14 protein-coding genes are annotated in these 13,947 nt (G+C 38.3%); all 14 read right to left on the reverse strand.

The annotated features are described in order from the left end of the window. Positions 1-26 precede the first annotated feature (26 nt). Positions 27-902: a lysophospholipid acyltransferase family protein gene (locus MWH28_RS03080; RefSeq protein WP_248617810.1), complete on the reverse strand. Its 876-nt coding sequence runs from the start codon at positions 900-902 to the stop codon at positions 27-29. Between the two features lie 183 nt (positions 903-1,085). Next, entirely contained in the window at positions 1,086-1,574 is a 489-nt protein-coding gene (locus MWH28_RS03085) for a KdsC family phosphatase (RefSeq protein WP_248617811.1), read from the reverse strand. 145 nt (positions 1,575-1,719) lie between these two features. Next, complete coding sequence (locus tag MWH28_RS03090; protein ID WP_248617812.1) at positions 1,720-2,715, reverse strand: KpsF/GutQ family sugar-phosphate isomerase; 996 nt, start codon at positions 2,713-2,715, stop codon at positions 1,720-1,722. Between the two features lie 7 nt (positions 2,716-2,722). After that, a complete protein-coding gene (gene kdsA, locus MWH28_RS03095; protein WP_248617813.1) occupies positions 2,723-3,550 on the reverse strand; it encodes a 3-deoxy-8-phosphooctulonate synthase in 828 nt (275 codons plus the stop codon). A gap of 568 nt (positions 3,551-4,118) precedes the next feature. Next, entirely contained in the window at positions 4,119-4,841 is a 723-nt protein-coding gene (gene kdsB / locus MWH28_RS03100; RefSeq protein ID WP_248617814.1) for a 3-deoxy-manno-octulosonate cytidylyltransferase, read from the reverse strand. Continuing rightward, positions 4,832-5,959, reverse strand: coding sequence for a tetraacyldisaccharide 4'-kinase (lpxK, locus tag MWH28_RS03105; protein WP_248617815.1), 1,128 nt, complete (start codon positions 5,957-5,959; stop codon positions 4,832-4,834). Before lpxK ends, kdsB begins: the two co-directional genes overlap by 10 nt. Before the next feature lie 3 nt (positions 5,960-5,962). Further along, entirely contained in the window at positions 5,963-6,616 is a 654-nt protein-coding gene (locus MWH28_RS03110; protein ID WP_248617816.1) for a lysophospholipid acyltransferase family protein, read from the reverse strand. Between the two features lie 270 nt (positions 6,617-6,886). Beyond that, a complete protein-coding gene (locus MWH28_RS03115; RefSeq protein ID WP_248617817.1) occupies positions 6,887-8,620 on the reverse strand; it encodes an ABC transporter ATP-binding protein in 1,734 nt (577 codons plus the stop codon). Beyond that, complete coding sequence (gene lpxB / locus MWH28_RS03120; RefSeq protein ID WP_248617818.1) at positions 8,607-9,758, reverse strand: lipid-A-disaccharide synthase; 1,152 nt, start codon at positions 9,756-9,758, stop codon at positions 8,607-8,609. Before lpxB ends, MWH28_RS03115 begins: the two co-directional genes overlap by 14 nt. 242 nt (positions 9,759-10,000) lie before the next feature. Then, positions 10,001-10,822 carry an LpxI family protein gene (locus MWH28_RS03125; protein WP_248617819.1) on the reverse strand — a complete coding sequence of 274 codons (822 nt, stop codon included), beginning with the start codon at positions 10,820-10,822 and terminating at the stop codon, positions 10,001-10,003. Positions 10,823-11,048: 226 nt separating this feature from the next. After that, a complete protein-coding gene (gene lpxA / locus MWH28_RS03130) occupies positions 11,049-11,846 on the reverse strand; it encodes an acyl-ACP--UDP-N-acetylglucosamine O-acyltransferase (protein WP_248617820.1) in 798 nt (265 codons plus the stop codon). 19 nt (positions 11,847-11,865) lie between these two features. Continuing rightward, complete coding sequence (fabZ, locus tag MWH28_RS03135) at positions 11,866-12,297, reverse strand: 3-hydroxyacyl-ACP dehydratase FabZ (RefSeq protein ID WP_248617821.1); 432 nt, start codon at positions 12,295-12,297, stop codon at positions 11,866-11,868. Next, positions 12,291-13,136: a UDP-3-O-acyl-N-acetylglucosamine deacetylase gene (gene lpxC, locus MWH28_RS03140; RefSeq protein ID WP_248617822.1), complete on the reverse strand. Its 846-nt coding sequence runs from the start codon at positions 13,134-13,136 to the stop codon at positions 12,291-12,293. Before lpxC ends, fabZ begins: the two co-directional genes overlap by 7 nt. A gap of 70 nt (positions 13,137-13,206) precedes the next feature. Continuing rightward, positions 13,207-13,944: an amino acid ABC transporter ATP-binding protein gene (locus tag MWH28_RS03145; protein ID WP_248617823.1), complete on the reverse strand. Its 738-nt coding sequence runs from the start codon at positions 13,942-13,944 to the stop codon at positions 13,207-13,209. Positions 13,945-13,947: the final 3 nt, after the last annotated feature.

Genomic DNA, 13,947 nt, shown 5'->3' on the forward strand with positions numbered 1-13,947 from the left:
TACTGTCAACTGTCAACTGTACACCGTCAACTATTTTGTTTCGTCCGCCATCGTTTATAAAACCAACCCCATTGCTTAGGATATTCTCGAATCATCCCTTCTAATGAAGTGGTCACTTGCTGTAATTTATCCTTCAGTTCTTGCTCATTTGCATCTTGACTGACATATATAGGTTCTTCAATCACCATGCGGTATTGATTTAACCCTTCTCGTACTAAGTAGACAGGTAAGATTGCACTGCCAGCCTTTTTGGCCAACACAACTGGTCCTTTAGGTGTTGAAGCAGGTTGTCCAAAGAAATCAACAAATACCCCTGCTTCCCGTGCATCTTGATCTCCTAAGATCAAAAGTAGCTCTCCTTTTAGTAAAGATTTATAAGCCCTAGCAACACCCTTGGTACCAATATCAAAGACGTTGGCCCCTCTACTGGTTCTAATCTTCAATAATTCTCGATTAAAGATATTATTCTTTTGATTTTTGGCCAAGGCATTGAGCGGATAACCTAAAGCTGCAAAGTACATCCCTAGAATCTCCCAGTTACCTAAATGGCCTGTAAATAAGATAACTCCATCTTCCTGCTGGTAGGCTTTTTCAAAGTGATGAAAGCCTTCAACAGTGATTCGATTTTCAAAATCTTCCTTCCGCCAGGCTTCTAAGCATAAGATCTCACTCAGTTTAAGACCAGCATCTTGAAAGACACCTGTAGCTATCTCCTCTGCTTCTTCTTCAGAAATTGCTAATGATCTAGTTAAATTGTTGACTGCTCTTTTCTTTTTCTTACCAACAAGATGATTAGCTAATGAACCTATCCCCTTAAAGATATCATAACATATTTTAGGAGGTAATAAATTAGCAATTTTTTTTATAACTATAAATATTAAATAAAGCAGTTTGTCCTTCATTTTTTCTGCCTCCTAAACCTTCAATATCAGTGTACAGTTTACGGTTTACAGTTGACAGTTAAGAACATTAAATTCTCAAAATCAAAAAGCACATAAGCCAATAGACATAGATCTTTTCAGCTGTCTTTGTTTTTTAGCTTTTGATTTTAAGGATTTTGATCTATAACTGTAAACTGTTCACTGTCAACTGTAAACTATTACTTCTACCGCTTCCCTAACCGCTCCGTGTCCACCTGCTTTGCTTGTCACATAATCTGCTACTTCCTTAACCTCATCAACTCCATTAGCGACCGTCATCGCCAAACCAACCTCTTTTAAGATTACCAGATCATTTAAATCATCACCGATATAAGCTACTTCTTCCTTAGTTAAATTATATCGTTCTAACAACTGCTCTAACACCTCTAATTTATCTCCAACTCCTTGATGAACCTCTTCTAATCCTAACTCAGCAGCCCGTCGGGTAACAGCTTCTGACTTACGACCAGTAATAATCGCCACTTCAATTCCAGCCTCCTGGGCCAACTTAATCCCTTTACCATCATGGACATGGAAGCACTTAAACTCTTGGCCCTGACTACCTAAAATAATCCGCCCATCAGTCAAAACTCCATCAACATCGGTAATAAATATCTTGATCTTCTCCACTTTCTCCTTTAAATCACTATTCATCTTTTTCACCCCTACTTTACTTAATTTTTCTAATCATTAATTGCCCTTGTTGATTTCTAATTGTAAATTATTTAATCATTATTTGTCTTGATTTTAAGATTTTGATCTTAACTGTAAACTGTACACTGTCAACTGTAAACTATTTTTATAAAACGCCTGCTTTAAGTAAGTCTTGAAAGTTAATCAACCCTAATGGCTCGCCTTGCTCATTGACAACCGGTAAATCACTGATCTCCTGTTCTTGCATAATCTTTAATGCTTCTGCAGCTAGCTTATCAACACTAATTACTGTTGGATTGGCAGTCATAACATCTTGAGCAGAGGACTTTAATAAGTCAGAGGACTTCTCTAACTGACGTCTGATATCACCATCGGTAATAATTCCAACCAATTTACCATCTTGATCAACAATATTAGCTGCTCCCATCCTAGAAGAGGTCATCGTAAACAACGTCTGTTTTAAACTGGTTGCTTGATCGACTATTGGGTTCTCCTCTCGAATATTAAGTACATCTTCAACGGTCAACAGTAATTTCTTACCTAAGCTACCTCCAGGATGATATAAGGCAAAATCCTCCGGTTTAAAATCCCTCGCATGTAATAAAGCAACAGCTAAAGCATCTCCTAGGGCCAACGTAGCCGTAGTGCTGGCTGTAGGGGCCAAGTTCAACGGGCAAGCCTCTTCTTCTACACTGGTATCTAGAACATAATCAGCATTCTCTGCTAAGGTAGAGTCAACTCCTCCAGTCAAAGCAATAATTTGAGCCCCAATTCGCTTAATTACTGGTAAAATATTGATTACCTCTTTCGTCTCGCCACTATTAGATAGAGCAATTACGATATCTTCTGACGTAACCATTCCCAAATCACCATGAATTCCTTCGGCTGGATGGAGAAAAAAAGAAGGTGTTCCTGTACTGGCAAGGGTAGCTGCTAGCTTCTTAGCTATCAAACCTGACTTGCCCATTCCAGTCAAGATTACTCGACCTGGACAGGCCAAGATAACTTTGACTACCTCAACAAAATCCCCATTGATCGAATCGCTTAATTCTTTAATTGCTTCTGCTTCAATCTCCAATGCTTGCTGTGCCTGACGTTTGATCTCAAGTGCTTCTAAATCTGCTAACTCTTTAGGAATCATCTCTTGGTTATCCTCCTTTAACCACTTGGTCAATTGCTTGAGCTTGGACTAAAATTTCCTCTAACTCATCGACTTGTACCATGTTGGCCCCATCACATAAAGCTTCTTCAGGCTGATCATGAACCTCCATAAATAAAGCATCAATTCCTGCTCCTACCGCAGCTCGGGTCAAATAAGGAACATACTCCCGTTCACCTGCTGATGAGTCACCTGCTCCACCTGGTAGTTGGACACTATGAGTAGCATCAAAGACAACTGGATAGCCGGTCTTTCTCATCCGTGGTAATGATCTCATATCAACTACTAAGTTATTATAACCAAAGCTGACTCCCCGCTCAGTCAATAATATCTTCTCATTTCCTGTACTTTCAATCTTCTTTACTACCTGATCAATATCCCACGGGGCCAAAAATTGCCCTTTCTTGACATTGACTAATTTACCTGTATCACCTACTGCTGTTACTAGATCGGTCTGGCGAGATAAAAAGGCTGGAATCTGTACAATATCCAAGACTTCTCCCGCTACCTTAGCCTCATCAGCTGTATGAACATCAGAAATAACTGGCACTTCCAACTCCTGCTTAATCCGCTCCAAACTCTTCAAACCCTCTTCTAAACCTGGCCCGCGATAAGAATCAATTGCAGAGCGGTTGGCCTTATCATAAGATGCTTTGAAGACATAAGGAATTCCTAACCGCTCAGTAATCTCTTTAACCCGCTCTCCAATCTTTAAAGCCCGTTCTTCACTCTCTAAAGCACACGGCCCTGCTAATAAGACAAACGGCCGTCCATTACCAAATTTAACTTCTTCATTTAAAACAATCTCCTTGACCATCATGATCCCCCTCGTTATTAGTGATAGTGCTCTCAGCTAAATTAAATCCTGTTATTACAATGCTTCACAGATAACTAAATTTCTCTGCACCCCGCCTAATTGACAATTGACAGTTTACAATTGACAATTAAATTCAAAACCATACAATCAAAACAATAAAACCATCAATATCTGCAAGAGATTATACACTAAACATTCTCATTTACAATATTTTCTTTTAGTTGAGAGTACTCAGTGACTAATTGTTAATTATTAGTGATTAGTAATTCAATTATTATTCTGATCAACCACCACAATACCCTGAGATAATTGTTTTTTACTTCTTATTTGAATTTTAATTGTAGATTATAAGTTGTAAATTTGTTTAACCTATGGCTCTTCTTTATTCTTTAACCTTCTAACTATCAATTTTATTTTAACTGTAAATTTGTTTTCTCTTTGGCTTCTCTTGATTTTAAGCTCTTACTCTTAATTATAAATTCTACATTGTCAATTGTAAATTTCTTTTTATTAGTGCAAATTCGTGCAGTTTCGTGGTTCCAAGCTTTTGACCTTTAACTATTCACTATTATCTATTCATTGCTCTTCTGACTTTTTCCAAGTCCTCCGGCGTATCAACCCCAATTGCTTCGTGCTCAGTCTCAACAACCTTGATCCGATAACCATTCTCTAAAACCCGTAACTGCTCTAATGACTCCTGCTCTTCTAATGATGTCTGTTCCATCTCAGTATAATTAAGTAAAAAGGTACGCCGATAGACATAAAGCCCAATATGCTTATAATAATTCATTCCAGTCTCTTGGCGAGGGTAAGGAATCGCTGCCCTAGAAAAATAAAGAGCAAAGCCATCTTGATCAGTTACCACTTTTACAATATGTGGACTCTCAATCTCATCTTGTTCAGTAATCTTATGCTTTAAAGTTCCCATCTTAATTGTGCTATCAGCCAATAAAGGCTCAACCGCTTGATCGATCATTTCAGGATTCAATAATGGTTCATCACCCTGAATATTGACAATTATCTCTGCCTCTAAATTTTGAGCCACCTCAGCTAAGCGATCGGTTCCTGTCTGGTGTTGCTTAGAAGTCATCTCTACTTGCCCACCAAACTCCTTGACAGCTTGGTAGATGCGCTCATCATCAGTCGCTACAATCACCTGATCTAAGCTATCAGCTGCTTCAGCTTGTTGATAGACATGTTGGATCATCGGTTGTCCTACAATCTCTTTTAGTGGTTTGCCTGGTAATCTAGTCGAAGCATAACGGGCTGGGATAATTCCTATTACTTGCATCTTGCCACCTCCATTTTAGAGACTAACTCAGAAAATTTATTTTGTGAGTTAATAACTTGCAATTCGATCCCTAATACATCAAAATCTATCCTTTCTTGCCCAATTTCAGTCACTAATTCTGGTTTAATACTGACTGCATCCTTCTCAGTCGTAACAATCCGATCAACATTGACCTCACTAGCTAAGCTAAAGACTTCAAGAATTTCTTCCTTAGAATATTGATGATGATCCTTAAATCTAATCTGATCTACTACCTCTGCTCCTAAATCTGTCAATGTCTGCTCAAAGGATTCAGGGTTTCCAATTCCAGATACTGCTAATACCTTCTCTTCCTGCAAATCAACCTCTTGCCGTCTGTCATTGACTAATTTACGCAGATAAGTTGGCTGATGCTTAGTTGTAATAATTGTTGCTGCTGGATTAATCTCAATCAATCTACGTCTAATCTCAGTCAATTCAGACTGCTCGACTTGATCAGTCTTAGTCAATAAAAAAGCATGAGCTCTATTCAAACTACTGACTGGTTCCCTTAATAGACCCCGTGGTAATAACTCTTCATTATCAAAAGGATTAGTTGCATCAATGACTACCAAATCATAATCTCTTGCTACTTGCCAATGCTGAAATCCATCATCTAAAATAATAAAATCAGGCTCAAATCTTTGGGCAGCATAAGCACCAGTCTGCCTACGAGCAGAACCAATAATAACTGGAACCTCAGGCAACTCCTTAGCCAACATAAAGGCTTCATCTCCTGCTTGCTTAGCATCCATTAAGATCTCCCTGCCATCAGATACTACCCCAATATCACCAGAAAAATCGGCTTTATAGCCTCGATTCAAGATCACAACTTGATAATCTGATTCTAACAAAGTCAAGGCTAATAACTTGACTAATGGAGTCTTCCCTGTTCCTCCAACCGTAATATTACCGATACTGATTACTTTAGTAGGTAAGACTTTTTCTTCTTTGAAGCCCCACTGATAGAGCTTTCTTCTCATAAAGATGACTGTACCATAGATTTTTGACAGAACCTTTAATATAGCCAGCAAAAGATGAGCAACAATTCCAGTTTTATTCCCTTGGACTAATTCAAGTAAATACTCTTCAACTCCCATTTATTAATCACCTAATATCTTTTCTGCAGCTTGACCTGCTTGATTAATTTTCTGTCCTAGTAATTTTTGATAGTTCTCAATTTCTACAGTCGATAGTTTATCTTCTTTGATCTCTAAACCAGCTCCAAAGACTAAAGCAGCTTTACTGAAAGGAGCAGGCAACCAAAAACGATCCCAACTGCTAAATTCCTTCTTTTTAGTATAGGAAACACCGATCGGTATTATTATACTATCCGTCTTCTGGGCCAAATAAACAACCCCCGGTTTAACTTGATGAATTGGCCCTCTTGGCCCGTCAGGGGTAATGGCTATCTGCTTTCCTTGGCGTAATTTCTTGACCAACTTCAACAATGAGCGAGCTCCACCACGAGAGGTTGAACCCCGTACTACTTCCCAACCTAGCTTATTTAATAGTCGAGAGATATACTCACCATCACGGCTTTGACTGGCCAAGGCAACATAGCCTTGGTTACGAAGATAATAACTAGGTAACCATAACTGCCCATGCCACGGAGCAAAAATAACTGATTTGTCTCCAGCCAGCAATTGATTGACCCGCTTTGCTCCTTGAACCTCTAAGCTAAGGGTTGAATTGATCACTTTGGCCAGTAGCAACGCCGAATTAGGGATTAATTTTAACTTTAACTGCTCCTTCATTTTGTCACCTACCTTCATATCAGTGTACAGTTTACGGTTTACAGTTGACAGTTAAAAACATAAAATCAAAATCCTATTTTATCATTAAATCCAAGCTACAGGTTTTAACCTGTAGTCCACCCTCCATCATGAAATACCACCACAGCACCCTGAAGGAGGCGGCTTATGCCGACTGAGGAAGTAAAACCTACTTCCCTCAGAGCACGTGGTTTCTGTAATTTTAAGGTCTTGATCTTTAACTATCAATTGTCAATTATCAATTGTAAACTATTATTTATTAAACTGCACCTCATATAAATTACGATAGACCCCATCATGCTCTAACAACTCTTGATGAGTACCTACTTCAACTATCCGACCTTCTTCCATCACTACAATCTGATCCGCATCTAAGATAGTCGATAAACGATGGGCAATCACAAAGGTTGTCCGCTCTTCCATCAACCGATCTAAAGCCTCTTGAACTAATGCTTCTGACTCTGTATCCAAAGCAGAGGTTGCTTCATCTAAGATTAGGATCTGTGGGTCCTTTAAAATAGCTCGTGCAATAGCAATTCTCTGCTTTTGGCCCCCAGATAAGCCACTACCACGCTCACCAATTTCAGTCTCATAACCTTCTGACAAATCTAAAATAAAGTCATGAGCATTAGCAGCTTGAGCAGCCTTAATTACCTCCTGTTCACTAGCTTCTAAATTTCCATACAGAATATTTTCCTTAATCGTTCCACCAAATAAGACCGTCTCTTGGGGTACGATCCCCATCTTATCTCGCAATGAGTCTAACTTAATCTTTGTGATATCAATACCATCCAATTTAATCTGTCCTTGCTCAGGATCATAAAAACGAGGGACTAAATTAACTAATGTCGATTTCCCAGCTCCACTCGGGCCAACTAAGGCTACCATCTGACCTGGCTCAACCTGTAAGTTGATATCCTCTAAAGCCAACTCATCATCATAACTGAAACTGACATCTTCAAATTCAATCGTACCCTCTATCTGCTCTAACTTTTGAGCATCTTCATGATCTTGAATACTAGGCTCAACATCTATAAATTCAAAAATCCGTTCTGCAGCAGCTAAAGCCCGTTGAATTGTTCCTGATAACTTGGTTAATTTTCGTAATGGAGTCGTCAGATATAATAGTAAGGTAAAGAATCCTGTCAATTCACCAGGGGTCATCTGCCCAACCATTACCTGACGCCCCCCATACCATAAGACAACAATGAATGAGATTTCAGCTAAAAACTCAGTAACTGGAGATAGTACAGCCTTCAGTTGGGAGTGTTTCATATTGGCCCGGAAATTACCATAATTCAATTCTTCAAAGCGTTGATATTCATAGTCCTCACGTTGGAATGATTTAACAACACGCACTCCACTGATCGTCTCCTGCAAAATATCAGATACATCAGCGATCTTAACCTGAGCTTTCTTGCTAATCTTTCTAATTCGACGATTAAAATAGTCAATAATATAAGCAATTAAAGGAAAGAGAATAAATGCAAAAGCACTTAGTCGCCAGTTATCATAAAATAACTTACCTACTCCCCCAATCACCTGAAATATATAACTGAAGATACCGATCGCTCCAGAGACAATAGCCCCCTCTAAGATCCCAACATCATTGGTCACCCGAGACATAATTCTCCCTGTCTTATGTTTAGCATAAAAGTCCAATGATAAATTCTGCAAGTTATAATAGAGATCATTTCTTAAATCTTTGACTACATTTTGTGAAACATAGGCAGTTAAATACTTCTGACCATAATGAAAGACAGCCCGGGAAAAGAAGATAAAAAAGATTACTACAATCATTAAATTGAGATCTGCCATTCCTGCTTCCTGTTCATATAAACTACTAATAATCGAATCCATAAATCTACCAAACTGTTCAAAAAAGAAGATAGAGACTGCCGCATTCAATAACATGCAGATAACTCCTAGTAGCAAACGTCCTTTATATGGCTTTAAATACTTTAAAACCCTTTTAGCTAGCTCCATTACTAATACCCCCTGTAGCTAAAACTAACTTAGCTACTCTTTTAATTGCACCTTGCTCCCCTAGTCTATTAATTACTTGATCTAATTTCTCTGTAATATCTTCTTGTTTTGAATTGGAATTTAGAATATTTAATGCTTCATCTGCTATCTTATCCCCAGTCACGGCTCCTTGTAACAACTCAGGTACAACCTCCTCCTCAGCAATCACATTAGGCAATCCAACATAAGGTATCTTAACTAATAATTTTCCTAATAGATAAGTGCTCAATGAGGTCTTATAGACAATTACCATCGGTGTCTTAAAGCAAGCAGCTTCTAAAGTAGCCGTTCCTGATGCAGTCAGTAATAGGTCAGCCACCTTCATCACCTGATAAGATTGACCTGCAATTAGTTCGATCTCCAAATCATACTGCTTAATTTCTGCTTCTAACTCAGAATTAGCAATCGTATCTGCTACTGGCAATAAGAATTTAAGCTCTCTTTGATAACGTTCTTGCAATTGAGAAGCTGCTTCTAACATCGATGCCAATAATGCATCTACCTCTTGTTGTCTACTGCCTGGTAAGAGACCGACTATTGTCTTCTCAGAGGATAGATTATACTCTCGACAAAATTCTGTAGTATCCAAGTTAGGATCAACAATATCTAAGATTGGATGTCCTACAAACTCTACCTCAGCTCCTGCCTCTCGATAGACTTGCTCTTCCATCGGAAAGACTGAAGCAATTGTAACATCACGCTTAGCCATCTTGTTGGCCCGCCATTGGCCCCAAACCCAAGCTGAAGGGGCAAAGTAATTAACAGCAGGAATCCCACATCTTTGAGCTACTTTAGCCACCTTCATATTGAAACCTGAATAATCGACCAGCAAAATCACTGCTGGCTCCTCCTCTTTCATTGCTTCTTCTAATTTAGAAAGAATTCGATACATCAATCTCAAATGCTTAACTGCTTCTATAAAACCAATTGTACTCAATTTAGTAGGATCATACAGCAACTCTACTCCAGCTTCGGCCATCCGTTGGCCCCCCATACCGATAAATTCTAGCTTGGGATTTATCTTTTTCAATTCCTCGACAACTCTAGCAGCATGCATATCACCAGAAGCTTCTCCTGCTATTACCATTATCTTTTCCATTAAATCACCAACTTCTAAAATTCAGTTTACAGTTGACAGTTAAAATCAAAATCTTAAAGCCTAAAAAACTTAAATTCAGACAACCACTAAATGGTTGCTTACTTTATAATCTAGGCGAACACAAGGTTCGCCTCTACTTCCCTAATTACTAGTTATCAATTACGGATTTTAATCGTCCATTGTACATTGTAAATTGTAAACTGTAAATTTGTTTTAATGTGTCGATTAGGATTGATTCATGGTTAGCTGGTTTTAATATTTTTTATTGCTACGATGGGAATCTCATTTTCCTCGGCTCGTTTAATGAATTCCTCCTGATTAACAATAAATGTCTCACCAGCTTCAATTACTAATCCTGCTGCATCGACCTTAATCAAATTCTCTAATGTCTCTAAACCAACTGTTGGAATATCAAAGCGTTGATCCTGCTTAGGTTTACTAACCTTAGCTACAACTACTTCACCTTGACCCAGCTTGCCTCCACGCAAGATAGCTTGATCCGTTCCTTCTATTGCTTCCACAGCCATCACTGCTCCATCCTTGACAACTACTGTCTGTCCAATATCCAACCGACCAATCTCTTTCGCCTGCTTAAAACCTAACTTCATATCATCTAAAATCTGCGACTCAGGTTCAATGTCAGTTAAGACTCCAGGCTGCGGAAATAACTCTTCTATAAATTTAGTCTGATCACTAACTTTAATTCCCGCCTCGGCCAATCTATCTACAATCGCCAACATAATCGCATCATCATTCTTCTCTTCAAGTTGGGCCAACAGCATCTTGAACTCTTGATCCAGTTCGATCCCTTGAAAGAGTAACTCCTTAGTTACCTTGCCTAACATCACAACTTCTTCTACCTCTTCATCCTGTAGTGTAGTAATGATCTCTTTTAACTGCCCTACACTAATCTGATATGATTGATCTACAATCTTGTTCAGCTCATCACTTGCTGCTTCTGGGGTAACAGTAATTGTAACTAGATCTATACCCTGAGCAGTAGCTGCCTGAGCAAATAGAACAGGCAAATTACCATTACCTGCTATCAAACCTAATTTAGCCATAACTAACCCCCTAGGAAAAATCAGTTAATAATTAATAACTAATAGTTAATAGTTGAAAACCTTCTAAACCAAGTTCTTAAAATATACAACTTAAAACTTCATCAAATTATACAAATTTCCACTATATCTCTGCTTTTTTATTTATAACTTTATAATTTTGATATTAAAGCTTTGCCTTTGACCTTTAACTGTAAACTGTCAACTGTACATTGTCAACTGCTTTTTTCTACCGGCAGATGCCCCGTTGAGCATTGCGTAAAAATCTTAAGAAATGTTCGATCATAGGACTACTGTCCAATTCTTGATCCATCTTTTCAATTGCTTGGGACATATTCAAATTAGAACGATAAAGAATTTTATAAGCCCGCTTAATCTTCCGCCTCAATTCAGGCTCAACTTCATTCCTTCTCAACCCCACAACATTGATCCCATTGACACTAGCTGGGTGGCCATCAACTAAAACATAAGGTGGTACATCCTTAACTACCTTTGAGCCAGCACCTACCATAGCCATTTTTCCAATCCTGACAAATTGGTGAACTCCCGTTAAACCAGCAATTACTGCTGAATCTTCAACTATTACATGGCCTGCTAAATTAGCAGCATTGGACATAATAATATTATTTCCTAATTGACAATCATGAGCCACATGACAGTAGGCCATAATTAGATTACTATCACCAATCTTAGTTATTCCACCACCTGCTTCAGTTCCACGATGAACAGTAGCAAATTCTCGAATCGTATTATCATCACCAATTTCTAAGTAACTCTCTTCACCTTTAAATTTTAGATCTTGTGGCTCTTGCCCAAGTGACGCCCCATTAAAGATTTTATTATTTTTGCCTATTTTAGTCCAGCCTTTGATTACAGCATGTGCTCCAATTTCAGTCCCTGAGTCTATCTTTACATTCTCACCAATTACAGCATACGGGCCAACTTCAACATCTTTAGCAATCTCTGCTCCAGCTTCGATTACGGCTGTCTCATGGATGTTATTGAGACGTACAACATTATTATTCATTATTTCTCCCCCTACCTAATTATTTATCTTGAATTGCACAAGTTAGTGTCGCTTCAGTTACTACCTCATCATCTACAAAGGCTTTAGCCTCTACTTTGCCTACTTTACCTCTTAATCTTACAATCTCAACTTCAATAATCAACTGATCGCCAGGTTGAACAGGTTTTCTAAATCTAACATTATCAATTCTACCAAAGTACGGAACCTTCTCTTCTGGTTTATCTACTGATTCTAATAGACCAACACCAGCAACTTGAGCCATTGCTTCTAAGATTAAAACCCCAGGCATGATTGGATGTCCTGGAAAATGACCATTAAAGAACTCTTCATTGGCTGTTACATTCTTAAGCCCAACTACTTTTTCTCCCTCAACAACCTCCAAAATCCGATCAATCAATAAAAATGGATACCTATGTGGCAAAACTTCCTTGATTTCAGTAATATCTAACATAATAACGCCTCCTCAGTAATTAATCTTTTTATTCTTTTAGCTAACTTAAAATTTAACTTATGCCCAGAGCGAACAGCTATAATATGCCCTCTAAACTCTGGAGCCAACTTCATATCTCCTACAATGTCCAAAATTTTATGCCTTGCAATCTCATTGCTAAAACGCAACTGATTGACAGGGCCATCATCAGCAATCAAGATAGCATTATCAAGACTGCCTCCTAGCGCCAACCCTGCTTGCTGCAATTTTTCGATTTCATCAGCAAAGCCAAAGGTTCGGGCTGAACTGATCTGCTTCTTAAATTCTTCTTCAGAAATAACAAGCTCAGCAAACTGATCGGTCAGTCCTTGATGCTTACTAACAAAGGTATAACTGACTTTAAATTGATCACAGGGTAATATAGTTAAATAATGCTTACCTTCAGTCACATATAAAGGCTGATCAAATTGATAAACAGTTACTTCTTCTTTTTGCTTCTCAATCCCAGCCTCTTGTAAGAGATTGTAGAATACTTTAGCACTCCCATCAGTAATCGGAGGTTCATTAGCATCTATTTCAATTAATAGATTATCTATCCGAAGAGCATTCAACGCTGCTAAAAGATGCTCTACAGTATTGATCTGCCATTTAGCAGTCCCTAATGTAGTACATCGATTAGTCGAATATACATTTTCTACAGTCGCTTCTAACTCTGGCTGGTCTGGTAGATCAACTCTTTTAAATTTAATCCCCTGATTGACTGCTAAGGGCTTACAGGTAATTGTTACATCTTCACCAGTATGGAGCCCAACCCCTGTATAACTAAATTTCTTCTTAATTGTCCGCTGTTTCCTTACCAACCTACTTCCTCCTTTTAAACTCTTTACTAATTCAATAAAACTCGACATTTTCCTGCTTATTGACTTAACTTTAATAATATTCCAGTAAGTCTTTATACTTTTGGCCGACTTCAGATTGGGGGGCAACAAAGATCTCATCTGGGCTCCCTTGCTCTACAATCTGCCCTTGATCCATCAATAAGATCAAATCAGCAACCTGCAAAGCAAAGGAGACCTCATGAGTTACAATAATAATTGCTTTATCTTGTAAAGCAGTTAACTCTTCAATAACTTCTAATACTTCTCTTACCAAAATTGGATCTAAAGAAGCAGTTGGTTCATCTAGTAATAATAAACTAGGATCAATTATTAAGGCACGGGCAATACCTACTCGCTGCTTTTGTCCTCCACTCAACTGGTCAATAGCACTAGTAGCCTTATCTGCTAATTTTACTTTTTCTAAAATCTGTAATGCTTTCTGCTCTAATTCCTGCTGACAGGCTTTGGCTTCAGTCTTAACCACAGGTAAGATAATATTTTCTAGCACTGTCAATCGTTCGATTAAGTTAAACTTTTGAAAGACAAAACCGATCTCTTTTCTTAATGATAATAACTTATCTTCAGAGAGATCTAAAACTGAAACTCCTTTAAAGATAATCTCTCCACCATCAGGCTCAGTCAAGCGATTAATACAACGAATAGTTGTCGATTTTCCACAGCCACTTGGCCCCATAATCGCAACAGTCTCTCCTTGCTTCACCTTAAAATCAACCCCAGTTAAGACTTGCGTTGAACCATAACTTTTGGTCAAATTACTGACTTGTAACATAGA

It is taken from the genome of Natroniella sulfidigena, assembly GCF_023223645.1.
GTDB classification, from domain to species: domain Bacteria; phylum Bacillota; class Halanaerobiia; order Halobacteroidales; family Halobacteroidaceae; genus Natroniella; species Natroniella sulfidigena.

Coding starts and splice junctions, on each gene's coding strand:
- MWH28_RS03080 (WP_248617810.1), bottom strand. CDS start 902: ATGAAGGACAAACTGCTTTATTTAATATTTATAGTTATAAAAAAAATT.
- MWH28_RS03085 (WP_248617811.1), bottom strand. CDS start 1,574: ATGAATAGTGATTTAAAGGAGAAAGTGGAGAAGATCAAGATATTTATT.
- MWH28_RS03090 (WP_248617812.1), bottom strand. CDS start 2,715: ATGATTCCTAAAGAGTTAGCAGATTTAGAAGCACTTGAGATCAAACGT.
- kdsA (WP_248617813.1), bottom strand. CDS start 3,550: ATGGTCAAGGAGATTGTTTTAAATGAAGAAGTTAAATTTGGTAATGGA.
- kdsB (WP_248617814.1), bottom strand. CDS start 4,841: ATGCAAGTAATAGGAATTATCCCAGCCCGTTATGCTTCGACTAGATTA.
- lpxK (WP_248617815.1), bottom strand. CDS start 5,959: ATGGGAGTTGAAGAGTATTTACTTGAATTAGTCCAAGGGAATAAAACT.
- MWH28_RS03110 (WP_248617816.1), bottom strand. CDS start 6,616: ATGAAGGAGCAGTTAAAGTTAAAATTAATCCCTAATTCGGCGTTGCTA.
- MWH28_RS03115 (WP_248617817.1), bottom strand. CDS start 8,620: ATGGAGCTAGCTAAAAGGGTTTTAAAGTATTTAAAGCCATATAAAGGA.
- lpxB (WP_248617818.1), bottom strand. CDS start 9,758: ATGGAAAAGATAATGGTAATAGCAGGAGAAGCTTCTGGTGATATGCAT.
- MWH28_RS03125 (WP_248617819.1), bottom strand. CDS start 10,822: ATGGCTAAATTAGGTTTGATAGCAGGTAATGGTAATTTGCCTGTTCTA.
- lpxA (WP_248617820.1), bottom strand. CDS start 11,846: ATGAATAATAATGTTGTACGTCTCAATAACATCCATGAGACAGCCGTA.
- fabZ (WP_248617821.1), bottom strand. CDS start 12,297: ATGTTAGATATTACTGAAATCAAGGAAGTTTTGCCACATAGGTATCCA.
- MWH28_RS03145 (WP_248617823.1), bottom strand. CDS start 13,944: ATGTTACAAGTCAGTAATTTGACCAAAAGTTATGGTTCAACGCAAGTC.